General features: G+C 67.6%; 21 protein-coding genes and 1 tRNA gene. 7 read left to right on the forward strand and 15 right to left on the reverse strand.

The genetic code is table 11. The features are described 5' to 3' along the window. The first annotated feature begins 355 nt into the window (after positions 1–355). The 3 genes from ACFE71_RS07630 (at position 356) to ACFE71_RS07640 (ending at position 2,013) form a co-directional block, all read left to right on the forward strand. Positions 356–763, forward strand: coding sequence for a hypothetical protein (locus tag ACFE71_RS07630; protein ID WP_375428210.1), 408 nt, complete (start codon positions 356–358; stop codon positions 761–763). Next, positions 760–1,881, forward strand: coding sequence for a tyrosine-type recombinase/integrase (locus tag ACFE71_RS07635; protein ID WP_375428211.1), 1,122 nt, complete (start codon positions 760–762; stop codon positions 1,879–1,881). The genes ACFE71_RS07630 and ACFE71_RS07635 overlap by 4 nt, the downstream gene beginning before the upstream one ends. 58 nt (positions 1,882–1,939) lie before the next feature. Continuing rightward, a tRNA-Gly gene (locus ACFE71_RS07640) sits at positions 1,940–2,013 on the forward strand. 479 nt (positions 2,014–2,492) lie between these two features. Here ACFE71_RS07640 and ACFE71_RS07645 read toward each other — a convergent pair. From ACFE71_RS07645 to ACFE71_RS07655, 3 genes are read right to left on the reverse strand one after another with little or no spacing between them, the layout of a single operon-like run. Next, positions 2,493–3,242, reverse strand: a complete 750-nt coding sequence (locus ACFE71_RS07645) for a glycosyltransferase (protein WP_375428212.1) — start codon at positions 3,240–3,242, stop codon at positions 2,493–2,495. Continuing rightward, a complete protein-coding gene (locus tag ACFE71_RS07650; protein WP_375428213.1) occupies positions 3,239–3,829 on the reverse strand; it encodes a TIGR04282 family arsenosugar biosynthesis glycosyltransferase in 591 nt (196 codons plus the stop codon). The genes ACFE71_RS07645 and ACFE71_RS07650 overlap by 4 nt, the downstream gene beginning before the upstream one ends. After that, complete coding sequence (locus ACFE71_RS07655) at positions 3,813–4,856, reverse strand: SDR family oxidoreductase (RefSeq protein ID WP_375428214.1); 1,044 nt, start codon at positions 4,854–4,856, stop codon at positions 3,813–3,815. Before ACFE71_RS07655 ends, ACFE71_RS07650 begins: the two co-directional genes overlap by 17 nt. 80 nt (positions 4,857–4,936) lie before the next feature. Here ACFE71_RS07655 and ACFE71_RS07660 point away from each other — a divergent pair, with 80 nt between their 5' ends. After that, positions 4,937–5,917, forward strand: coding sequence for a radical SAM protein (locus ACFE71_RS07660; RefSeq protein WP_375428215.1), 981 nt, complete (start codon positions 4,937–4,939; stop codon positions 5,915–5,917). Here the strand turns inward: ACFE71_RS07660 and mtnP are convergent. The 7 genes from mtnP to ACFE71_RS07695 form a co-directional block, all read right to left on the reverse strand. Beyond that, a complete protein-coding gene (gene mtnP, locus ACFE71_RS07665) occupies positions 5,914–6,780 on the reverse strand; it encodes an S-methyl-5'-thioadenosine phosphorylase (protein WP_375428245.1) in 867 nt (288 codons plus the stop codon). The genes ACFE71_RS07660 and mtnP overlap by 4 nt on opposite strands. Positions 6,781–6,932: 152 nt before the next feature. Then, positions 6,933–8,078, reverse strand: coding sequence for a dTDP-4-amino-4,6-dideoxygalactose transaminase (gene rffA / locus ACFE71_RS07670; protein ID WP_375428216.1), 1,146 nt, complete (start codon positions 8,076–8,078; stop codon positions 6,933–6,935). Next, entirely contained in the window at positions 8,068–9,714 is a 1,647-nt protein-coding gene (locus ACFE71_RS07675) for a hypothetical protein (RefSeq protein ID WP_375428217.1), read from the reverse strand. The genes rffA and ACFE71_RS07675 overlap by 11 nt, the downstream gene beginning before the upstream one ends. A 37-nt stretch (positions 9,715–9,751) precedes the next feature. After that, positions 9,752–10,138: an EamA family transporter gene (locus tag ACFE71_RS07680; protein WP_375428218.1), complete on the reverse strand. Its 387-nt coding sequence runs from the start codon at positions 10,136–10,138 to the stop codon at positions 9,752–9,754. Beyond that, positions 10,135–10,776 carry a class I SAM-dependent methyltransferase gene (locus ACFE71_RS07685; protein WP_375428219.1) on the reverse strand — a complete coding sequence of 214 codons (642 nt, stop codon included), beginning with the start codon at positions 10,774–10,776 and terminating at the stop codon, positions 10,135–10,137. The genes ACFE71_RS07680 and ACFE71_RS07685 overlap by 4 nt, the downstream gene beginning before the upstream one ends. After that, positions 10,763–11,686, reverse strand: a complete 924-nt coding sequence (locus tag ACFE71_RS07690) for a glycosyltransferase family 2 protein (RefSeq protein WP_375428220.1) — start codon at positions 11,684–11,686, stop codon at positions 10,763–10,765. The genes ACFE71_RS07685 and ACFE71_RS07690 overlap by 14 nt, the downstream gene beginning before the upstream one ends. Continuing rightward, on the reverse strand, positions 11,683–12,402 hold the full coding sequence (locus ACFE71_RS07695; protein WP_375428221.1) for a WbqC family protein: 720 nt from the start codon (positions 12,400–12,402) through the stop codon (positions 11,683–11,685). The genes ACFE71_RS07690 and ACFE71_RS07695 overlap by 4 nt, the downstream gene beginning before the upstream one ends. Positions 12,403–12,748: 346 nt before the next feature. Here ACFE71_RS07695 and ACFE71_RS07700 point away from each other — a divergent pair, with 346 nt between their 5' ends. Next, complete coding sequence (locus tag ACFE71_RS07700) at positions 12,749–12,919, forward strand: hypothetical protein (RefSeq protein WP_375428222.1); 171 nt, start codon at positions 12,749–12,751, stop codon at positions 12,917–12,919. Between the two features lie 17 nt (positions 12,920–12,936). Here ACFE71_RS07700 and metK read toward each other — a convergent pair whose 3' ends face one another. The 3 genes from metK to ACFE71_RS07715 are packed head-to-tail and all read right to left on the reverse strand — an operon-like array spanning position 12,937 to position 16,190. Next, on the reverse strand, positions 12,937–14,181 hold the full coding sequence (gene metK / locus ACFE71_RS07705) for a methionine adenosyltransferase (protein ID WP_375428246.1): 1,245 nt from the start codon (positions 14,179–14,181) through the stop codon (positions 12,937–12,939). A gap of 44 nt (positions 14,182–14,225) precedes the next feature. After that, positions 14,226–15,770 carry an apolipoprotein N-acyltransferase gene (gene lnt, locus ACFE71_RS07710; protein ID WP_375428223.1) on the reverse strand — a complete coding sequence of 515 codons (1,545 nt, stop codon included), beginning with the start codon at positions 15,768–15,770 and terminating at the stop codon, positions 14,226–14,228. Between the two features lie 48 nt (positions 15,771–15,818). Further along, positions 15,819–16,190 carry a hypothetical protein gene (locus ACFE71_RS07715; protein ID WP_375428224.1) on the reverse strand — a complete coding sequence of 124 codons (372 nt, stop codon included), beginning with the start codon at positions 16,188–16,190 and terminating at the stop codon, positions 15,819–15,821. A gap of 68 nt (positions 16,191–16,258) precedes the next feature. On the opposite strand from ACFE71_RS07715, the gene ACFE71_RS07720 reads away from it, so the two are divergent. Together ACFE71_RS07720 and ACFE71_RS07725 are read left to right on the forward strand one after the other, a co-directional pair. Further along, positions 16,259–16,717 (forward strand): VOC family protein, encoded by a 459-nt coding sequence (locus tag ACFE71_RS07720; protein ID WP_375428225.1) that lies wholly within the window; start codon positions 16,259–16,261, stop codon positions 16,715–16,717. After that, a complete protein-coding gene (locus ACFE71_RS07725) occupies positions 16,714–17,016 on the forward strand; it encodes a polyhydroxyalkanoic acid system family protein (RefSeq protein WP_375428226.1) in 303 nt (100 codons plus the stop codon). The genes ACFE71_RS07720 and ACFE71_RS07725 overlap by 4 nt, the downstream gene beginning before the upstream one ends. Before the next feature lie 190 nt (positions 17,017–17,206). Here the strand turns inward: ACFE71_RS07725 and ACFE71_RS07730 are convergent, their stop codons facing one another. Together ACFE71_RS07730 and katG are read right to left on the reverse strand one after the other, a co-directional pair. Then, positions 17,207–18,580, reverse strand: a complete 1,374-nt coding sequence (locus ACFE71_RS07730) for a PQQ-dependent sugar dehydrogenase (RefSeq protein WP_375428227.1) — start codon at positions 18,578–18,580, stop codon at positions 17,207–17,209. Between the two features lie 124 nt (positions 18,581–18,704). Next, positions 18,705–20,969 (reverse strand): catalase/peroxidase HPI, encoded by a 2,265-nt coding sequence (gene katG / locus ACFE71_RS07735; protein WP_375428228.1) that lies wholly within the window; start codon positions 20,967–20,969, stop codon positions 18,705–18,707. Positions 20,970–20,983 lie beyond the last annotated feature (14 nt).

Genomic DNA, 20,983 nt, shown 5'->3' on the forward strand with positions numbered 1-20,983 from the left:
CGCGATTCTCATCTTGATTGTCGCTGCGCTCGCATCCTGATTGTCGCGCTGCAGTTGCCGATCTTACAGCGGCCATACTCGCCGCAAGCACGAGGCAAGATGAGCAAGCGACCCCGCCGGAATGACAGTCCGGCCCTCAAGGCAAAGGTGGAGTTGTTACCGCATCGCTAACTACGAATGTCATTTGGGGGGCTTCCCCAAACGCCGGATCCAGTCCACAACCATAGACGAAGTCGCTCACTTAGGTCGGCGGTCTTCGGTGCGACGGCTGGTAGTAGCCACCGCTGGCCGACCCTCGGTCATCGTCGTCACCTAGACCGGGGGTCTGCCAGCGGCGATCGGCGAGCGTGCTCCCGTGACGCGACAAAAAGAACCGGTCGCACAAGGAGCGTCAGCGCGCCGTGCGGTCGAGAGGGGCACGACCCGGGAGGAAGCTCCCGAACAGATCGCCCTGCCGCTGCTCCCCCTAGTTGAGGGGACGCTGAAGCTGACCCACGCGGGCCGGCAACGGAGTGCTGCGCCAAATCAAAAGGAGCGGGTGAAGCCCGGGAACAGCAGTTCTCGGGAGGAAATGAACGTGCGCCGTCAGCGCATCAAGAGCCCAATCAGCGTCGTCGACATTAAACGGGTGATCGCCGCTGTCGGGAAAGCCGGCATGTCGGTCGCCACTCTGGAGGTGCGGCCGGACGGAGCAATCGTCGTAACAGCTGCCGCCAACGACGACCAAGTCGATGTCTTCACGCAGTGGGCGGACCGCCTGTGATCAAAGGCGTGCACTTCGTTCGCAAGCGCCTCGCCGACGGCAGCAGCCGCTGGTATGTCTATGCCTGGCGTGGCGGGCCGCAGGTCATGTCGGCTGACGGCGCCAAGAAGCCGAAACTGACTCAGCAAGCGGTCGAGGCGATCTCAGCCGAGCTGAAGACCAAAGACGCTGCGCTCGCGCCGAACCCCGCCACACTATTGTCACTGGTCCGGACTTGGCGATCAGAGGACCCGAACCGCCCTTCCAGCCCTGAGTGGGACCGCTTGGCCGCGAGCACCAAGAAGACCTGGGGCTCGGCGCTGAACAAGATTGAGGAGAAGTGGGGCAACGTTCCGCTCAACGTCTTCAACGATACGCGCATGATCGAAAAAGTGATCGCATGGCGCGATAGCCGAGCGGCCACGCCGCGGGCTGCCGACAACGGCGTGACCGTGCTGCAAGCGCTGCTGAAGTTCGGGATCCAGCGCGGGCGCCTGTCGATCAACGTGGCAGCAGGCATCGGTGCACTTTACGTGAATGGCGGTCGTGCCGAAATCATCTGGACAGATGATAATCTTAAGGCGTTCAGCAAGGCCGCCGGCGAAGAGGACCAGCATGTTGACGATGCCGTTCAACTCGCGGGAGCGACGGGAATGCGGCGGGAAGACCTTGCGCGCCTTACTTGGGAAGCAGTTGGCGACTTCGCGATCGTGAAAAGAGCCGCCAAGAAAAGCCGCGGGCGACGGCGGTTTGCCACAATGCCACGCATTCCAGCGCTCGACGCTGTTCTCGACCGGCTGCGAGATCGCCCACGTGCCGATGGCGTCGGCACCGTGCTCGTGAACGCCAAGGGAAAGCCTTGGAATCTCGACACCCTCAGCAAGGAGGTTGCACGGATCGCTAAGAAGGCCGGCATCGTCCACGTCGATGATGAGACCGGCGAGACGAAGAGCAAGCACCTGCATGACGTTCGAGGCACATTCGCCACGCGTCTGATGACCACAACGGACCTCACCGGTAAGGAGATCGCTAGCATCATGGGCTGGTCGGAGGAGGAGGTCGAGCGCATCCGGCGCATCTACGTTGACGACACTGCCCGGAACGTGGCACTGGGTCGGCGCATCGCCCGCGGGGTGTAAACCGGAATTGTAAACCGGAGCTCAGCAGGCGGTCAGATCGACACTAAGTGCTTGATTTGCGGGTGTAGCTCAATGGCAGAGCAGAAGCTTCCCAAGCTTACGACGAGGGTTCGATTCCCTTCACCCGCTCCAATATAACCCTACTTGGCTCGGTAGGCCCGCCAGCGTCGAGTGCCAGGATGGTCACGAGACGCTCGTCCACGGACAGTTCGATCCCTTCACGCTCTTCGGCGGCCTCACGGTGATGCTTTGGTTGTTGGCACGGCTCCCCGGCTTGCGGCGCGTCGAGCACGCCTGACGGTTCTCTGGAACCAGAATCATTCCACCAATGCCGGTATCCCGGTCGCCATCGGCGTTGATGGTACAGGCGCGCCGGAGCCAGCCGTGCGAACCGGATATCCACCAGGCGTGGAGGCGGCCGGCAATCGTCCGGACGGGTAGGCCCGCCGCGAGATAGACACGATCGCATCTCCGAACGCCGCCCTTGGACGATGGACTAAGTCCACCTCCTGCAAGGGCCGACCCGGCGGCGTCCAGCCCGGCCGTTCCATCCATACGCCGAAGCCGAAAAGCGTTTTCCTGGAAGCGGTCCAAGGACGCCGTTCCAACGGTCATCGAACATGCGGATAGCGGTCGCCCAGCCGCTTCCTGATCCCCAGCGCCCAGTTGACGCCGACGCGGAGGTACACCCAGTTCGCTCGCCACTCGCCCCAAGCGGCGACCCGCCGATCGGAGGTGATGATCACCCGGTTGACGAGGCGCACGCGGCCGAACCGGGCGAGCTTGATGCACAGGTCCGCCTCCTCCATTACGGCCACGCTCTCGTCGCAGCCGCCGACGGCCAGAAACTCGTCCCGTCGAAAGAACATGGCGTGATCGCCGAACAACAGGCGCACGCCGCGCACGAACAGGTGTGGGCGGAACAGCAGCGGCGCGTACCAGGTCTTGATCCAGTTGTGGAACGAGGTCGCCCAGCGCACCTTCTCCGGTCCGCTCAGGAGCGGTGTGAAGCCCGCGAGCGCCACCCGTCGGTCGGAAAGCGTGTGGCGGACGACCGCGACCAGGTCGTCGGGTGGAAGCGTGTCGGCGTGGAGGACGCAGACGAAGGGGCTATTCGCCTCGGCGACGCCGCGATTGACCTGAGTCGCGCGGCCGGGTGCATGCTCCACGACGACGAAGCCCAACGTCCGGGCGAGGTCGGCGGTGCCGTCCGTGCTCCCGCCATCGACCAGGATCAGCTCGGTCGGCCGCGGATCGAGTGCTGCCAGGAGGCGAGCCAGCCGCGAAAGCGTCGTCGCCTCGTCGAGCGTGGGGATGACGATCGCGACGGCGTCCGCGTCCGCAGTCACCGGGCCGGTCATCGGGCGAGGTCCGGCCAGCGCACCAGATCCTCCGGCCGATCCAAGTCGGCGAGCTCGGAAAGCAGCACGGGTTCGACCCCGGCCGTTCGAATGCGCGCCAGCGTCTGCGCGAACACCGCGTCCGTGCCCCAGTCGACGCCATCGAACACGCCGGGCATCGCGCGCGCGAGGCCGAGCAGCCAATAGCCCCCATCCTCCGCACGCCCGATCACGGCGGGAGCGCGACCAAGCTCGTCGGCGGCGGCGTGGAGATGCTCGGGCGCCAGATCGGGCGCGTCCGAGCCGATGAACAGCGTGGGATAGGGCGGCCCCGCGCGCGCCAGCCGTTCGCCGAGATCGCCGTCACCCTGATCGACGACGCACAGGGTTCCGAGCCAGTCTTGGAAGGCCGCCATGTCCGCGCCCGTCGCGCGGATCTCGAACGGCAACCCGGACGCCTGCACCGCACGGAGCGTCCGTTCGACCAGCCTGCGATGAAGCGCCGCCGAACCCGCCGCGCCCAGGGCCGGGATCAGCCGCGTCTTGGCCTGGCCCGGCGCCGGATACCGGGCGAAGACGGCTATGCGTGGTTCACCCGGCCGGGACATAACCGGCCCCGATGGCGTAGGCCGCGAGCCGCCGGAGGAATGCGTCGTCGGTCGGCGGGCAGCTCCGTCCGGTGAACGCCCGGGCGCGTTCGTCGGCGAAGCGGGGGTCGTGCCCGAAATAGCTGGCGTAGAGTCCGAGCACGCGTTCGTGGAGCCTACGCTCGCGCGACGGCGACAGGGACGGATCGAATGCGGCCGGATCGACCAGCTCGGGCTTCGCGAATTGCGGCCAAGCGGAGATCGCATCGCGGAAACGGTCGATGGAAACGGGCGCCCCCGAGACGAGGTGGAACACGCCCCCGTCCGCCTCATGGATACGCTCAGCGAGGTCGACCAGCCCAGCCGCGACATGGTCGATGGGTACCAGGTCGAGCGTCGCGTTCGGGGTCGCGGGCATCGTCCCGATCCGGCCGGTCGCGAGTAGGCGGAACACGGCGTAGAAAGTGTCGAAGCCGCCGATCGCGCCGGTCGTCCAGTCACCGACCACGATGCCGGGACGCGCGATCGCATAAGGCAGGCCCGACGCGCGGACGATCTCCTCGGCCGCCGCCTTGCTCGCCTCATAGCCGTTGGCGTGGTCGAGCGGTCCGTCGAGCGGCGTCTCCGGGACCGGTCCGTCGCGCTTGCCCCAGGCATAGGCGGTGCTCACGTGCAACAACGGCAGGCTTGCGGTGCGCGCCAGCCCGACGGCATGGCGCATGCCGTCCACATTGACCGCCTGATAGGTGGCGGGTGCGAGGTCGAACCCGGTAGCCGCGGCGCAGTGGATCAGTAGGTCGTGCCCATGCGCCACCTCCTCCGCCGCGGCCTCGTCCAGTCCGAAATCGGCGCGGGTGATGTCGCCGGACAGCAACGCGATCCCGCCTTCGGGCAGCGGCCGGCCGTCGTTCCGCCGCACCTCGCGATTGCGATTGACGAGCGCGGTGACACGGTGCCCACGGTCGACGAGTCTTCCCGCCAGCTCGCCGCCGAGCAACCCGGACGCGCCCGTCAGCAGGATACGGCTGACGGTGGGGGGCGCGGCCATCGCTTGCGCTTAGGACGGAAGCGAAGCTGCGAACAGGCCCGCGAGTGGCGCGTCGGCGAACGCGCCTCCATATGCGGGCCATGACCGATCATCCCTCCGCAGCCGCCGGCCCGTTTCGCCGCGCGGACCGGAGCCCGATCGACCCGGCCAAATTTCGTGATCCCTCCGTCACCGCCAAGGGCGAGCGCCGCGCCGTCGCGCCGATGACGGGGCTGACCACGCTTTGGTTCAACACCGGCACGCTGTGCAATCTCGCCTGCGCCACCTGCTACATCGAGAGCTCACCACGGAACGACGCGCTGGTCTATCTAACGGCCGCCGAGGTCGCCGCCTATCTGGACGAGGTCGCGGCCGAGCGCCTGCCCGTATGCGAAATCGGCTTCACCGGCGGCGAGCCGTTCATGAACCGCGACACCGTGGCGATGCTGACGGACGTTCTGGAGCGGGGCTATGACGCATTGGTGCTCACCAACGCGATGCGGCCGATGCGTCGTTTCGAGCGCGGGCTCGCGGCGCTGCGGGCTCGGCATGGCGACCGGCTGATGATTCGCGTCAGTCTCGACCACCATTCGCGGGCCGTGCACGAAGCGGAGCGCGGCCCGGGAACCTGGGACAAGGCGGTCGACGGCCTTCGCTGGCTGGCGTCGGAGGGGTTCCGCCTCGCGGTCGCCGGCCGCGCGCTGCCGGACGAGGCGGAGGTCGATGCGCGGATCGCCTATGCTCGGCTGTTCGCCGACCTGATGCTGCCGATCGACGCCGCCGACCCGTCGCGTCTCGTCCTGTTTCCGGAGATGGACGTGGCGGCCGATGTCGCGGAGATCAGCGACGGCTGCTGGTCCATCCTGAACCTGTCGCCCGCGTCCGTCATGTGCGCCTCGAGCCGTATGGTCGTGAAGCGCCGGGGTGCGTCGCGACCCGGCGTCGTCGCCTGCACGTTGCTGCCCTACGATCCCGGCTTCGACATGGGGTCGACGCTGGTGGCGGCCATGCGGCCGGTCGCGCTCAACCACCCGCATTGCGCGCGCTTCTGCGTGCTGGGCGGGGCGAGTTGCAGCGGCTAGCGTAGAACCCGCCCCGCCACGGCGTCCAAGGTCGCGACCAGCGCGGGGTCGCGGTGGGCGGGGTCGGTGATCAGCGCGAAATCGAGCACCGTGTCGAGCGGCGACGCGGTTCGCTCGGGCGGGAGCAGCCGCGCCAGCTTCTCGATCAGCCGCCGCGCGACCGATGCGTTCGCGCCCAATCGCGCGATCACGTCCGCCACCTCGACGGGCGGGGCATCGGACCGCCAGCAATCATAGTCGGTGACCATGCCGACCAGCGCGTACGGCAGCTCCGCCTCGCGCGCGAGCTTGGCTTCGGGCATCGCGGTCATGCCGATCACGTCGCAACCCCACTGTCGATATAGCGCCGACTCCGCCCTGGTGGAGAAGTGCGGGCCCTCCATCGCGAGATAGGTTCCGCCCTTCGTCGTCGGCGCGCCCGCGGCCGCCGCGGCGTCGGCCGCGAAGGCGGAAAGGCGCGGGCAGACGGGCTCCGCCATCGACACATGCGCGACGAGGCCCGGGCCGAAAAAGCTCGACGGCCGAGCGACCGTATGGTCGATGAACTGATCGACGACGACGAAGCGTCCGGGCTCGAGCTCTTCGCGCAACGAGCCCACCGACGAGATCGCCAGCACGTCGGTGCAGCCCGCGCGCTTCAACGCATCGATATTGGCGCGCGCGTTGACCGCGCCGGGCGGCAGTCGATGGCCGGGGCCGTGGCGGGGGAGGAACACGAAGCGGACGGAGCCGATCCGTCCACACAGCAACACGTCCGAGGGCTCGCCGAACGGGCCGTCGATCGTCCGCCGCTCGGCGTCCTCCAACGCGTCGATCGCATATAGCCCCGACCCGCCGATCACGCCGATCGTCCACTCGCCCATCCCCGTCGCCTTCCGATCCAGCCGGTCCACGCCTGGCCTTAGTGCATGGCCCACGCTCCTCAACCGGAACCGCATGTCGCGGGTACCCGCGGCCGACGCGTGTGGACGAATGTTTACGATCGGGGCTTGTGCCCTGATCGCCGACCGCCGTTCTAACGACCGAGAATGGTGTGCAGGGCATCGATCACTCGGTGCTGCTCCTCCTCCAAGCCAACCCATAGGGGCAAGCGAAGGACTCTCCGGCTGATGTCGCGGGTCACCGGCAAGTCGCCGGAGGCACGTCCCAGTCGCTTGCCGGCGGGCGAGCTATGGAGCGGGACGTAGTGGGAGACGCTGCCGATGCCGCATTCGGCCAAACTCCCGATGCACTCTTCACGCGACTGCTCGGAGGGCAGGAGGACGTGGTACATATGTGCGTTCCCTTGGCAATCATCCGGGATCAGAGGTCGGCGAAGCGCGTCCTCGACGTCGAGGTCATGCAATTCGCCGTGATATCGTGCCCACATATCCAGCCTGCGCGACGTGATGGCGTTTGCCGCCTCCATCTGAGCCCAAAGGAAGGCGGCCGTGATCTCGCTGGGCAGATAGGACGATCCGAGGTCGACCCAGGTATACTTGTCGATGCGGCCCGCCAGGAAATCGCTTCGGTCGGTACCTTTTTCCCGGATGAATCGCGCTCGCTCGGCGAAGTGAGCGTCGTTGATCAAGATGGCGCCGCCTTCACCGGAGCTTATGTTCTTGGTTTCGTGAAAGCTCACGGCCGCGAGATGGCCCATGCCGCCGGCCGGTTCGCCGCGGTAGGTCGACATGAGTGCTTGAGCCGCATCCTCGATGACGAAAAGCCCATGGCGCTCGGCGATATCGAGGATGGCGCGCATGTCGCAGGGAACGCCGGCGTAATGCACCGGGACGATCGCCTTGGTTCGCGGCGTGATGGCCTGTTCGATCAGGCTCTCGTCGAGGTTCAAGGTATCCCGCCGCACGTCCACGAACACCGGCACCCCGCCCCTGAGCACGAAGGCGTTCGCGGTGGAGACGAAGGTGTAGGACGGCATGATCACCTCGTCACCGGGCCGGATGTCGATCAGCAAGGCGGCCATCTCGAGCGCGGCGGTGCATGAGTGGGTGAGAAGCGCCGTGCCGCAGCCGATGCGGTCCTCCAGCCATCGATGGCATCTCGCGGTGAACGTGCCATCGCCCGACAGGTGAAGCTTTTCATGCGTTTCACGGATGTATGCGAATTCCGTGCCGACCATGAAAGGTCGATTGAACGGGATCGTCTCGGCTTCAGAGATCATGGTCTGCGCCGCTTGTATGGTCGGCAACGGTTCGCGACTTCCACTCCGTCTGGTCAGGCCGTCCGGCTTCATCGAGATTAGGGCAGGCGGCTTTGTCCGTCCACCGGATCGTCAGCCAAGGTGTCTTGGAGATGCCCGTCGCGCGGTCGAGACAGCTTCTGATGAAGGCGAACAACAGCGGATGCGTCCTCTCGAGCCCGAGATCGGGCCGTCCGTCGACCCGTTGCCCGGAAATGAAGGCGTAGCGAACGCCGGAGGTCCTCAGCCGCGCGATCTCCGCCTCCTGCCTCGACCGCGTAGCCGGAAACAACATGTAGATTTCCCAAGTCGGCGACCTCCGCCTGGCCAGTGCGTACGCACCCGGCATGTAAGGCCCCGAGAAGAACGGGGCCGATCCCGCTCCGGCCGCGACCGCCCGGGCGGCGTGAATCTCGTCGGCGTTGTTCGATCGGACGAGCAAGCGCGCCCCGTCGATCTCCATGGCTTCGGAGGCGTGGCCTTTCAGCACGCCATAGACCGGATGCTCACGCGCCGTCATGACGAGGGCGACGCCGAACGTCATCGTCAGGGCCGTCCATCGCCGTCGGACCCTCTCCCACCGCACGATCCAAGCCAGGGCCGCTGCGAGCAGGGGCAGGACGCTGACGGCGATATGCACCACGTCCGCGCGAGAGTAGGCGTAGTGGGCGTAAGGGACGCCTAGGATCAACCCCGCCGGGATCGCCGGGGTCTTGATGTCGGCGCGCCGCGAACGCCACGCCGCCCATAGCCACAGCGGGGGAGCGCCAATGAAGAGCAGGGCCGAGAGCGATTGCGTGATCGACCTTAAAACACCCTCGTCGCGCGCTCGCGTCACCGCGAGCAGCTCGGGAAAGGGCAGGGACAGGTTGGTCGTGCCGGACTCGAGCAACTGGCGGACGCCGTCGATGAAGGCCGAGGCGAAACCCGGCACCAGGGCGTGGAGCATCAGAACGGGCGAGTAGCCGACCACCCCGCCCACGATCGTCGCCGCGATCGCGATCGCGGGATTCGGGATGCCCCGCAAGTAAAGTAGCGCCAGGATAGCCGCGACCGAGCCGTAGAGCGCGTGATTGATGCCGATCACCGACGCCACCCCGAGGCAGATGCCGTTCCGGAAGTAACGACCGGGCGAGGGTCGCCGTATCAATAGCGTCAGCCCGAACAGCAGAAGAATGGCGGCGAAGCTGTCCGAGACCTTGATATAGGGAGCCATCCACAAGGTGAACGTCGCGCCCGTGGCCATGGGCGCGATCGCACCTGGGCGGGTCGAGCCGGACCCGACGATCCATGTGGCCAGTCCGACGGTGATGGCGGCGAGCACCGCGTTGGCCCACCGCAGGGCCAGGATGCCGTCATGGCCGAGCATGGCCATCCAGCCCGCCACCCAGAAATAACGGCCGGGATCATAGGCCTGGAAGTCGCGGATGGGCAATTCGCCCCGAAGCACGCGTTGCGCGCCGTACCAAAGGAAGCCCTCGTCATGCAGGCTTAGATCCAGGAACCGTTGCGCGGCGATCGCGGCCAAGCAGGCGACCGCCGCGACGGACGCGGCCGGCCATGGTGTGGACGCGAAAGGCGCGCGCGCGCCTGCCGCTCTGCCCGCACGTGGACTCATGGTACCGATTTTCGACCGACCGCGTGGGTCCGACGGTTCATCGAGGCCCCGCGGAGACGACCGCCGTGCCGATGACGATCAGCGCGACGCCGACGATCTTGGACCAGTCCAGCCGCTCCCCGAGCACGAATGCGCCGATCAGGAGCACGAGAACGAAGCTGAGGCTCGTGAACGGGTAGATGCGGCTGAGCTCGAACCGGGTCAGGGCCGCCATCCAGGCGAGCGAGGCGGCGAACGCGGCGACGAACGTGGAAGCGACGACCGGATCGAACAACACGACCAACAGCCGACGGAGCGCGGGGCCGGCCCCGGCGGGCAAGGGGCCGAGCTGATCCAAGCGCCATTTCAGCGCGATCTGTCCATAGACCGAAAGCGCGATCGTCGCGGCCACGAACGAGAAGTCGACCGCGCGCGTCGCCGTCACGGTCGGGCGTTCTTGCGCACGATGATCGTGAACGCGAACAGCCCGTAATCGTGCAGAAGCGCCACCTCGCGCGAGAAGCTCGTCTTGCAATGGTGGAACACGCGGCAGGGGTCGGGGTAGAACAGGTGATCCCGCATCTTCTCCCGGTCCGAATACGACGTGAGGCAGTTAAGGGCGAACCCCCGACGGCTGGTTCGATCGAGCGCGGCGATCCCGTTCAGCAGCGCCTGCCAGCACTCCTCGTCGTCGCGGCCGAGCCGCAAGGTGAACACGCCGCTCGCGACGCCGTAGTCCGCCTCGCGCAGTGGCGCGTCGGCCACTTCGAACGTGAAAACGGGATCGGGATGCAGAACACGAGCGGCGGCGACCATCTCGTCATTCAGGTCATAGCCGCGATAGCGGGTGACGCGCCGCCGGGCGGCGAGGTAATCCGCGAACGCGCCGTAGCCGCAACCGAAATCGTTGATATCCGCCGCGGCGTCTTCGGGGAATAGTTTGAGCAGCTGCGCGAAATGCGCGTCCTGGCTCTCCGCGCCGTTCCAGTCGACGCCGCGAGGTGTGGGCCCATGCTCCGCGAAACGCTCGCGGTAATGCGTGATCGTGCGCCGGCGGAAGTCGTCCCGATCAGTTTCTGCCATGGACATCCTTGACGATGGTATAGGGGCGCTGTTTCACCTCCGTGAACATCTTGGACAGGTAGAGCCCGATCACGCCGATGAAGGCTATGATCGTCCCGCCGAGCAGCCAGACGGAGACGATGAGCGATGTCCATCCGCTCACCGGCCGGCTGGTCGCCACCCACATGGCGAGAACGAACAGGAGATAGATGAAGGATGCCAGGCTGATCGCGACGCCGACATAGAAGATCAGAACTAGGGGCGCGCTCGAAAACGAGGTCACCGAGTTGACGAGCAGGGCGAATCTCCGCCGCAGCGTATAGGTGGTCTCGCTCGTGGACGACTTGTCGACCAGCTGCGGCCGCTGGTCGAAGCCCGTGATCGCCCAGAGGCCGCCGATGTCGATCTCCCGCTCCTCGTGGCGTAGGAGCGCCGCGACGTAGCGGCGCGTCATCAGCCGGGCGGTCACCATGTCCAGCGGCATGTCGACGTCGCTCATCGCGCGCATGAGCCGGTAAAACAGCGACCCCGTCCAACGTTCGACGATGCCTCCCTTGCGCTCGCGCTGCACGCCGTAGACGACGTCGCAGCCGTCCCGTCGCAGTTGCGTCGAGAAGGGGAGAAGCCAGTCGGGTCGCTCTTCCAGGTCGCTGTCGATCAGGAAGATGAGCTCGCCCCGCGTATGGGCAAGCCCCGTCATCATCGCCTTGTGGTGACCGAAATTGCGCGACAGGTCCACGACGACCACGCGCGCGTCGACCTCGGTGAGCGCGATCGCCCTCGCCAGGCTGTCGTCGGGTGAGCCGTCATTGACCAGCACGACTTCGTAATCGTCACCTGCGACGTCCCGAGCGGCGTCGCTCACGCGCTGGTGGAACTCGGCGATGTGCTGCGCCGACCGGTATAGCGTGGCGACGATCGACAGCTTCACGACAGGCCGAGCTTCATGAAGCGACGCGAGTTCGGGCCGCAGTTGAACAGCAGGTCCAGGATCGAGACCCGCGGATCGAACGGCCCCCAAAGCTGAGGATGATCCGGGTAGCCGTCGTAATCCATCCAGACCACCTCCACATCGCGCCGCCGGAACGCCTCGACATCCAAATAAGCCGCCGCGCTCGGCCCACTGACATAGGTGCTGGCCCCAGCCTCCTCGCATAACGCCACAAGTCGACCGGTCCGGTCTCCCTGAGCACGATAGTCGGCGGACATGCTGAGTTTCGTATCGATCCCTAGGAACATGCACACTGCGGCGGTCAGGCGTCGGTTAAGTGCGCTCAGCGATGTCCAGGGCTCGACGAAGAAGGGGCGAAGCCATGCCGCCATCTCCTCGAACCATTCGGCGCGGGCATAATTGGCCGTCAGGACCGTCCAATGCTTGGACCCGCACTGGGGGTCGGATATCGAGACGTCACAGATCCTTCGGCGCAAGTCGGCACCGACCGGAATCGTCAGCCACCGGGTACCTTGCGGCGTCTTGATCTTGTTCCGATTGCGCCAATCACCTTTCGTGTATTGGACGTCGTCATAGAAAATGAATTCGTCGACCGACGCGATCAGGTCGAAATAGCCTCGCCATGGAATGAAGTTCGACTGTGAAATGGCGAGCCGCCGCCGCCGCTGTCCGATACTCGATGAGGCCAGCGACATGTTCGAGCACTCGAGCTAGCAGAAGCCAAGAAGCGTGTTCTGCGGCATCTAATCTTTGCGGACCCTACCCGGTCGACGCTTCTTCCGCAATGCGGGAACGGCTCGATCAAGAAGTCCGGATCTATTCGCCGAGCACGCGACCCGCCTCCGTCGAAGCTGCGATGTAAGGGTTCCGACGCGTCGCCGTGGGCGGATGTCGGCCATCGACGATGGGATGACGCGCCAAGGACGTGTCCCAACCCGGGACACGGGGCCAAGCCGTTGCGAACATGGCCGGACCGGGCTATCCGTTCCGCCGAGGCGATAGGCGGGTCGGGGGACCCGTCGAGGGGAGGGATCGGCGGGCGTGACGCACTACCGGGTGTACAAGCTGCGTGGCCGCAAAGGGCGCATCGTGAAGGGCAAGGACGTGGAGGCCGCCGACGACCGCGCGGCGATGCGCGCGGCGGACGCGGATGCGGACTGCCCGGTGTGTGAGGTGTGGCGCGGCGCGGAGAAGGTCGGCGACGTCCTCTGACGTCGTCGGCGGGATGTTCAGCTCTCGACCGCCGCCTTGAGCCGGTCGACCAGATCCGTCCGCTCCCAGGTGAAGTGACGGCCTTCGGGCTCGCGGCCGAAATGGCCGTAGGCCGCGGTGCGCTGATAGATCGGCGCGTTCAGCTGAAGATGCTCGCGGATGCCCTTGGGCGTCAGCCGGACCAGGCCGGGCAGCACGCGCTCGAGCGCCGCTTCCTCGACCGTGCCGGTCCCGTGCGTATCGACATGCACCGACAGCGGCTCGGCCACGCCGATCGCGTAGGAGAGCTGGATCGTGCATCGCTTGGCGAGCCCGGCGGCGACCACGTTCTTGGCCAGATAGCGCGAGATGTACGCGGCCGAACGGTCGACCTTGGTCGGATCCTTTCCGCTGAACGCGCCGCCGCCGTGCGGAGCGGCGCCGCCATAGGTGTCGACGATGATCTTGCGGCCCGTCAGCCCGGCGTCGCCGTCCGGCCCGCCGATCTCGAACGCGCCCGTCGGGTTGATGTACATTTTGGTCTCGGCGGTGATGAAACCGTCGGGGAGCACGTCGTGGAGTACACGCTCCACATAGGTCCTGAGCTCGGCGTAGCGCGCGGGGTCCGCGTTGTCGCCCTTCTCGCAATAGCCGGCCTTGTGCTGGGTCGACACGACGAGCGCGGTGGCGGCGGCGGGGACGCCGTTCTCGTAGCGGAGCGAGACCTGGCTCTTGGCGTCGGGTTCCAGGAACGGCGCCGCGCCCGAATGGCGGTCGGCGGCCATCCGCTCCAGGATCTTGTGGCTGTAATAGAGCGTGGCGGGCATCAGGCCGGGCGTCTCGTCGCTGGCGTAACCGAACATGATGCCCTGGTCGCCCGCGCCCTCGTCCTTGTTGCCGCTCTCGTCGACGCCCATCGCGATCTCGGCGGACTGGCCGTGGAGGTTGTTGGAGAAGGTGAAGGTCTCCCAATGGAACCCCGACTGCTCGTAGCCGATACGCTTGACCGTCGCGCGCGCCACCTGCTCGATCTCCTCCTTCGCGCCCGGGGCCCACCAGCCGTTCGCCTCCCACTCCGGCTTTTCCCGATCGTAGACGGGCTTGCACCGGATCTCGCCCGCCAGGACGACCAGCTGCGTGGTGGTCAGGGTCTCGCAGGCGATGCGCGACTGCGGGTCCTTGGACAGGAACAGATCGACCACCGCATCCGAGATTTGATCGGCCACCTTATCGGGATGGCCCTCGGACACGGATTCGGAGGTGAAGGTGAAGGATGTGCGCATGCGGTTGTTGGCCCCCATCATATAAAGAAAGCTTTATATGATCGTTAGCGAGCCCGGCGGCGAATGGCAACGGCCACTCCGAGCAGCAGCGTCGCGACCAGCGCCGCGAGCAGGTTGCCCGCCCGCGCGAAGGGGGTGGGCGGCAGCGCCGGCGGGATCGGCAGCTCGACCGCGCCGGCCGTCTCGTGCGGGATCGCCGCCAGCAGCCGCCCGTCGGCGGCGATCACCGCCGAGACGCCCGTCGGCGTCGCGCGCACGATCGGCAGCCCCTCCTCCATCGCGCGCATCCGCGCCTGCGCCAGATGCTGCGGCGGACCCCAGCGCCCGAACCAGGCGTCGTTGGACGGATTGAACAGGAAGCGCGGCCGCCGCGCGGGGTTCACCACTTCGCCCGAAAACACGATCTCGTAGCAGATCTGCATCCCCACCGCGCCGAAGCCGGGCAGGAACAGGTTGCGTGGACCGGGGCCGGGCGAAAAATCGAAATCACCCGGCACCAGCCGCCTGAGCCCGAGCGGTTCGAGCAACGCCTCCATCGGCAGGTACTCGCCGTACGGGACCAGGTGCGCCTTGTCGTACCGCCCGCGCAACCGGGCGTCCGCATCGACCGCGAACACCGAGTTGGCCGCGGCCGCGATGTCGTCGTCGCGGTCGAAGCCGAGCGCGGTGCCTCCGGTCAGGACGATGTCGCGGGGCCCCAGAACGCTCGCGATTCGTCGCCGGATCAGCGCGGCGGGGCGGCCGTAATAGATGTAGCCGGGATAGCCGTCCTCCAGATAGTCGCGCACGACGCCCTCGGGCCAGACGACGAGGCGCGGCGCGGGCCCAGGCTCCCCCGAGCGCGCGAGCACGGCGCGGAGCACGCGCTCGCCGTCGTCGGGGCCGCGATCCGCTTGGCCGATGTTGGGCTGCACCACGCGCACGCGCGCGCCGCCCGGGGCCGCGTCGGGCGCGCGGGTGAGGGGGGCGGAGAGCGCGGCCAGCGCCAGCCCCGATCCGGCGACCGCCGGCAGGGTCCAGCGGCGTCGCACCAGCGACAGGAGGCTCACGGCGGCGACCACGGTCAACCCCGACAAGGCGTAGGTGCCGACGAACGCCGACATCCGCGCCACGCCCGGCACCGGCACCCAGATCACCGACAGTGGGTCCCAGGGGTAACCGGTGAACATGACGCTCCGCAGGTATTCGGTCGCGATCCACGCCGCCCCGAGCGCCGGCGCGTATGCCGCGTCCGGCGACGTCGAGACCGCCGGCCCGACCGCTCGGAACCGCCAGGCGATCCCCGCCGCCATCGCCGGATAGACGGCCAGATAGAGCGCCAGCGCGACCGCCGCGAAATAGCCCAGCACGGGCGGCATCGCGTCCTGGAAGTCGAAGGCGTGCTGGAACCAATTGTCGTTGACGGTGAAATGCCCGACCCCGAACGCATAGCCGAGCACCAGCGCCCGCCCGAGCGAGGCGGCGCGCCGGACGATCGCCGCCCAGCCCGCGACGGCGAGCAACGTCAACGGCCACATCTCGAGCGGCGCGAACCCGCATGCGGCGACCGCACCAAGGATGAGGGAGACGAGGACGGGATGGCGGATCACCGCGGCGCTATGATGCGGGGCGGGGGTCGGCACAATCCCGGAAGGGCGTCAGCGTGTGGTGGACGGTCCCTTGCCGCCACCCGGCGGCCGTCGCTTGACCTCCACGACGGGCGGCTTGCCCGGCCCGCGCGAGGCCGGGCGCGGGCGCGGCGGGGCGTTCGGGCCGGGTGACGCGCCTCCGGCGGGGGCGATGACGTACCCCTCTTTTTGCAGGCGCGTGAAGGCGGCGCGGACACCCGACGCGATCGCGGCGCGCAGTTCGGCGGGCAGGTCGGCGACCGTCGTGTTCGGATGGACCGCGCCCAGATCGCGCAGCAGCGCGTTGGGAACGCCCTTGGACGCCGCCTTGAACGCGACGACCGCGTCGATCGTCGCGGCCGCGACGATCTCGCCCATGATTTCGGTTGCCGATTTGGTCATGTGCGGCTCAACGCACGGGCCCGGGTTCGGTCTCCCGCCGCGTCCGCGAAGATGCTAGGGCAGGGGCCATGAGCCTGCGCCCGTTCCACCTCGCCTTTCCGGTCCACGACCTCGCCGCCGCGCGCGGTTTCTATCGCGGCACGCTCGGCTGCCGCGAAGGACGCTCGAGCGCGAGCTGGATCGATTTCGACCTGTTCGGCCATCAGATCGTGGCCCATCTCGATCCGGCCGCCAAACCCGTGGCGACATCCAACGCGGTCGACGGCCATGACGTGCCCGTGCCGCATTTCGGCGTGGTGCTCGGGCTGGATGACTGGCGCACGCTCGCCGACCGCTTGGCGGCGGCGGGCGTCGCGTTCGGGATCCCGCCGCACGTCCGTTTCGCCGGCCAAGCCGGAGAGCAGGCGACGATGTTCTTTCGCGACCCCAGCGGCAACGCGCTCGAGTTCAAGGCGTTCGCCGACGATGCGCGACTCTTCGCCACCGAGCCCGCGCCCACCCGTTCCGTCGTCGAGGTGCCCGCATGACCGCCCCCGTCGAAGTCGACCTGCCACACAAGCTCGGCCAAGCCGAGGCGCGCCGCCGCATCGAACGTGGCTTCGGCAAGCTCGCCGGCTGGATCCCCGGCGGCCAGGTCAGCCGGCATGGCTGGGAGGGCGACACGCTGCTGTTCACCGTCGAGGCGCTGGGCCAACGCATCGAGGCGCGGCTCGATGTGCGGGACACGCTTGTCCATGCGCGACTGGAGCTGCCGGCGATGCTGGCGATGTTCGCGGGGCAGATCCAGGCGGCGCTGAAGGCGAACGGGCCGAAGTTGCTTGAATAGGGCCAGGGCCGCACGCGATTAGCGGAGCGGATCGCGTGCGGCCCCCGCCCGGGCCGGCGGTCGTCTTAGCCGTACCGACCGGCCGGGGTCCCCACGAAGTACTACTTCGCGAGGTGCCCCCACGACGCGGCTTCGCCGCGGCGCACCTGCCCCGCGCATGTCGCGCCGCGGCAAAGCCGCGTCGTCGGTCCTAGCTCGCGCCAGGCCGGCCGGGCTTGACCGTCTCGCCCGCGAGGCGCGGGCGTGCGGTCTGCGCCACCCGCCAGATCACGTTCCCCACATCATCCGCCACCAGCAACGCTCCCGTGCGGTCGGAGATGACGCCCACCGGTCGCCCGCGCGCCTTGCCTTCGCCGTCCAAGAAGCCCGCCAGCAGGTCCACGGGCTTGGCCCCGGGAACCGGGAAGCCGTTCGCGCCGAAGGGGACATAGACGACCTTGTACCCCGATACCGGCTTCCTGTTCCACGACCCGTGCTCGCCGACGATCGCGCCGCCCGCGAAGCGCCCGCCGAGCCTGAGCCCGTCGGTGAAGGTCAGCCCGAGCGCGGCTACGTGCGGCCCCATCGCATAGTCGGGGCGCTTGGAATATTGCTGGAGCGGCGCGTTGCCCGGCTCGACCCGGCGGTCGGGATAGCCGCCCCAATAGAACCACGGCCAGCCGAAATGATCGCCGAACTCGACCTGCGTCAGGTAATCGGGCGCGAGGTCGGAACCCAGCATGTCGCGTTCGTTGACGACGGTCCAGGGCTGCTTGGTGACCGGATTGATCGCCATGCCGACGGGATTGCGCAATCCCGCCGCATAGACGCGCCAGTTCTTGTCGGGCCACACCTGCAGGATGTTCGCGCGATATTTCTCCGCCTCCAGCCCCTTCTCCGCGATGTTCGACGCCGAACCGACGGAGACGAGCAGCGTCTCGCCATCGGGCGCGACGATCACGCCGCGCGACCAATGGTTGCCCGCGCCATTGAGCCTGACGACGAGCTCGGGCTTGGCGGTGATCCGCGTCTGTCCGTCGGCATAGGGCACGCGGACGAGCGCGTCGGTGTTGCCGACGTAAAGTCGCCCTTTCAGGAGCGCCATGCCAAAGGGGGAGTTGAGCCCGGTCATGAACGGCTGTTTAAGCTCGGCCACCCCGTCGCCGTCGACGTCGCGGAGCAACGTGATGCGGTTCGCCGAGGGGACGCCAGCGCCCGCGCGGCCGAGCAGCCAGCCCATCACGATGTCGGTCACGCCCTTCTTGGGCCGGGGCGGCGAGTTGGTCTCGGCGACCAGCACGTCGCCGTTGGGCAGCCGGTACAGCCAGCGCGGATGGTCGAGCCCGCTCGCGAAGGGCTGGACCGCGAGCCCGGCGGCGGGCGTGGGACGCCCGCCGTTCCAGCCGACGACCTCGGCGATCTTGACGGTCGGCAAGGTCTGGACGCGCGGCGCGGAGATGGTCGGGCGGTTGCCCGCGACCGCCTCGAACGGAAGCTCCGCGGTGTCGGGCCAGGCAAGCCACGTGAATATGCCCCCGGCGGCGAGCGCGAGGAGGCCGAGGACGATCAGGATGGGTCGGAGCATGACGCAAAGGTAGGCGGGTGAGGAACGACCCGCAATCCTATCCCCGACGCGGAGGTGTGCGACACGAGGAAGGCCGCCGGCGTCACCACCAACGGCCTGTCCTTCGTCCGGTCCGTTTCGCGCGCTAGACGGTCACGACGCGATCCGTATCGCCCGCCGTATCGACGCCGTAGCTCAAGTCGAAGCGGTCGGCCTCCATCACCTTGGTCCATGCCTTGACGAAATCGCGGACGAACTTCTGCCCGGCATCGGCGCAGGCGTAGACCTCGGCCAGCGCGCGCAGCTGCGAGTTGGAGCCGAACACCAGATCGGTGCGCGACGCTGTCCAACGCTGCTCGTGCGTGTCGCGGTCGGTGCCGACGAACTCCTCGTCGCTCTCGTCGCTGACCTGCTTCCACGCTGTGCCCATGTCGAGCAGGTTCACGAAGAAGTCGTTGGAGAGCGTGCCCACCCGGTCGGTGAAGACGCCGTGCTTCCCCGCCTTGGGGTGGTTGACGCCAAGGACGCGAAGCCCGCCGACCAGCACCGCCATCTCCGGGGCCGCGAGACCCAGTAGCTGCGAGCGGTCGACCATCAGTTCCTCGGTCGGCACGCTGAACTTGACCTGCAGATAGTTGCGGAACGCGTCCGCCTTGGGCTCCAGCACGTCGAAGCTCTCGGCATCGGTCTGCTCGGGCGTGGCGTCGGTGCGGCCGGGCGTGAACGGCACCTCGACCGCATGACCCGCGGCGGCGGCCGCGCGCTCGACGCCCACCGATCCGCCGAGTACGATCAGGTCGGCGATCGACACCTTCTTCCCGTCCTCGCGGCCGCCGTCGAACGCCGCCTTCACGCCCTCATAGACCTGAAGGACGCGGCGGAGCTGCTCGGGCTGGTTGACCTCCCAGCTTAGCTGCGGCTCCAGGCGGATACGCGCGCCGTTCGCGCCGCCGCGGTGATCCGACTGGCGGTAGGTCGAGGCCGAAGCCCAGGCGGTCCCGACGAGTTCGGCGACCGACAGGCCCGCATCGTTGATGGCGAGGCGAAGGCCGGCGACGTCGTTCTCGTCGATCGGCTTGTAGTCCGCCTTTGGGATCGGATCCTGCCAGATCAGGTCCTCTGCGGGAACCTCGGGTCCAAGGTAACGCGCCCTGGGACCCATGTCGCGGTGGCACAGCTTGAACCAGGCGCGCGCCCACTGGTCGGCGAAATACTCGGGGTCCGCCCGGAACCGCTCGATGACCGCGCGGTAGGCGGGGTCGACCTTCAATGCCATGTCGGCCGACGACATCATCGTCGGCACGCGCCTCTCCGGCGAGTGCGCGCCGGGAGCCAGCGTCTCGGCCGGATTGCCGACCGGCTGATACTGATGCGAACCGGCTGGGCTCCTGACCAGTTCGTACTCATGGTCGAGCAACATGTCGAAATAGGTCATGTCCCATGTCGTCGGCGTCGGCGTCCACGACCCTTCGAGTCCGCTCGTGATGGCGTGATCGCCGACCCCGCTCTCATGCGTCGACGCCCAGCCCAGGCCCTGCGCCGCGATGTCGGAGCCCTCGGGCTCGACGCCGACATGGCTCGGATTGCCCGCGCCGTGCGCCTTGCCGAAGGTATGGCCGCCCGCCGTCAGCGCCGCGGTCTCGATGTCGTTCATGCCCATGCGCGCGAAGGTCTCCCGCATGTCGCGCGCCGACCCGGCCGGGTTCGGGCAGCCGCCGGGGCCCTCCGGATTGACGTAGATGAGGCCGTGCTGGATCGCGGCGAGCGGGTTCTCGAGCGCGAGGCCCGCCTCCTCGTCGATGCGCGTCTGGCCGAGCCACTCCTCCTCGGTGCCCCAATATATGTCCTTTTCGGGCTCGAACACGTCCGCGCGACCGCCGCCGAAGCCGAACACCGGGCTGCCCATCGACTCCATCGCGACGTTGCCCGTCAGGATGAACAGGTCGGCCCAGCTGAGCTTGCTGCCGTATTTCTGCTTGATCGGCCAGAGGAGACGGCGACCCTTGTCGAGATTGCCGTTGTCCGGCCACGAGTTAAGCGGCGCGAAGCGCTGCTGCCCCGAGGACGAGCCGCCGCGTCCGTCGCCCGTGCGGTAAGTCCCCGCCGCATGCCAAGCCAGGCGGATGAAGAACGGGCCATAATGCCCGTAATCGGCCGGCCACCACGCCTTGCTGTCGGTCATCAGCGCGGTCAGGTCGCGCTTCACGGCGACGTAGTCGAGCTCGAGGAACGCCTTGGCGTAGCTGAAATCGTCGCCCATCGGGTCGGGCGACACGCCGCGCTGATGGAGGATGTCGACCGACAGGTGATTGGGCCACCAATCGCGATTGGTGCGGCCGAGCAGCGTCCGCATCGCGGCGGGCTGCTTGCCCGGATCATTGAGCGGGCTGCCCTTGGTGATCGCGTCCATATCTCAAACTCCAT

Origin of the sequence: uncultured Sphingomonas sp., from assembly GCF_964237155.1 — a bacterium.
Taxonomy (GTDB): Bacteria; Pseudomonadota; Alphaproteobacteria; order Sphingomonadales; family Sphingomonadaceae; genus Sphingomonas.

Coding starts and splice junctions, on each gene's coding strand:
- ACFE71_RS07645 (WP_375428212.1), bottom strand. CDS start 3,242: ATGACCGGCCCGGTGACTGCGGACGCGGACGCCGTCGCGATCGTCATC.
- ACFE71_RS07650 (WP_375428213.1), bottom strand. CDS start 3,829: ATGTCCCGGCCGGGTGAACCACGCATAGCCGTCTTCGCCCGGTATCCG.
- ACFE71_RS07655 (WP_375428214.1), bottom strand. CDS start 4,856: ATGGCCGCGCCCCCCACCGTCAGCCGTATCCTGCTGACGGGCGCGTCC.
- ACFE71_RS07660 (WP_375428215.1), top strand. CDS start 4,937: ATGACCGATCATCCCTCCGCAGCCGCCGGCCCGTTTCGCCGCGCGGAC.
- mtnP (WP_375428245.1), bottom strand. CDS start 6,780: ATGGGCGAGTGGACGATCGGCGTGATCGGCGGGTCGGGGCTATATGCG.
- rffA (WP_375428216.1), bottom strand. CDS start 8,078: ATGATCTCTGAAGCCGAGACGATCCCGTTCAATCGACCTTTCATGGTC.
- ACFE71_RS07675 (WP_375428217.1), bottom strand. CDS start 9,714: ATGAGTCCACGTGCGGGCAGAGCGGCAGGCGCGCGCGCGCCTTTCGCG.
- ACFE71_RS07685 (WP_375428219.1), bottom strand. CDS start 10,776: ATGGCAGAAACTGATCGGGACGACTTCCGCCGGCGCACGATCACGCAT.
- ACFE71_RS07695 (WP_375428221.1), bottom strand. CDS start 12,402: ATGTCGCTGGCCTCATCGAGTATCGGACAGCGGCGGCGGCGGCTCGCC.
- metK (WP_375428246.1), bottom strand. CDS start 14,181: ATGCGCACATCCTTCACCTTCACCTCCGAATCCGTGTCCGAGGGCCAT.
- ACFE71_RS07715 (WP_375428224.1), bottom strand. CDS start 16,190: ATGACCAAATCGGCAACCGAAATCATGGGCGAGATCGTCGCGGCCGCG.
- ACFE71_RS07720 (WP_375428225.1), top strand. CDS start 16,259: ATGAGCCTGCGCCCGTTCCACCTCGCCTTTCCGGTCCACGACCTCGCC.
- ACFE71_RS07725 (WP_375428226.1), top strand. CDS start 16,714: ATGACCGCCCCCGTCGAAGTCGACCTGCCACACAAGCTCGGCCAAGCC.
- ACFE71_RS07730 (WP_375428227.1), bottom strand. CDS start 18,580: ATGCTCCGACCCATCCTGATCGTCCTCGGCCTCCTCGCGCTCGCCGCC.
- katG (WP_375428228.1), bottom strand. CDS start 20,969: ATGGACGCGATCACCAAGGGCAGCCCGCTCAATGATCCGGGCAAGCAG.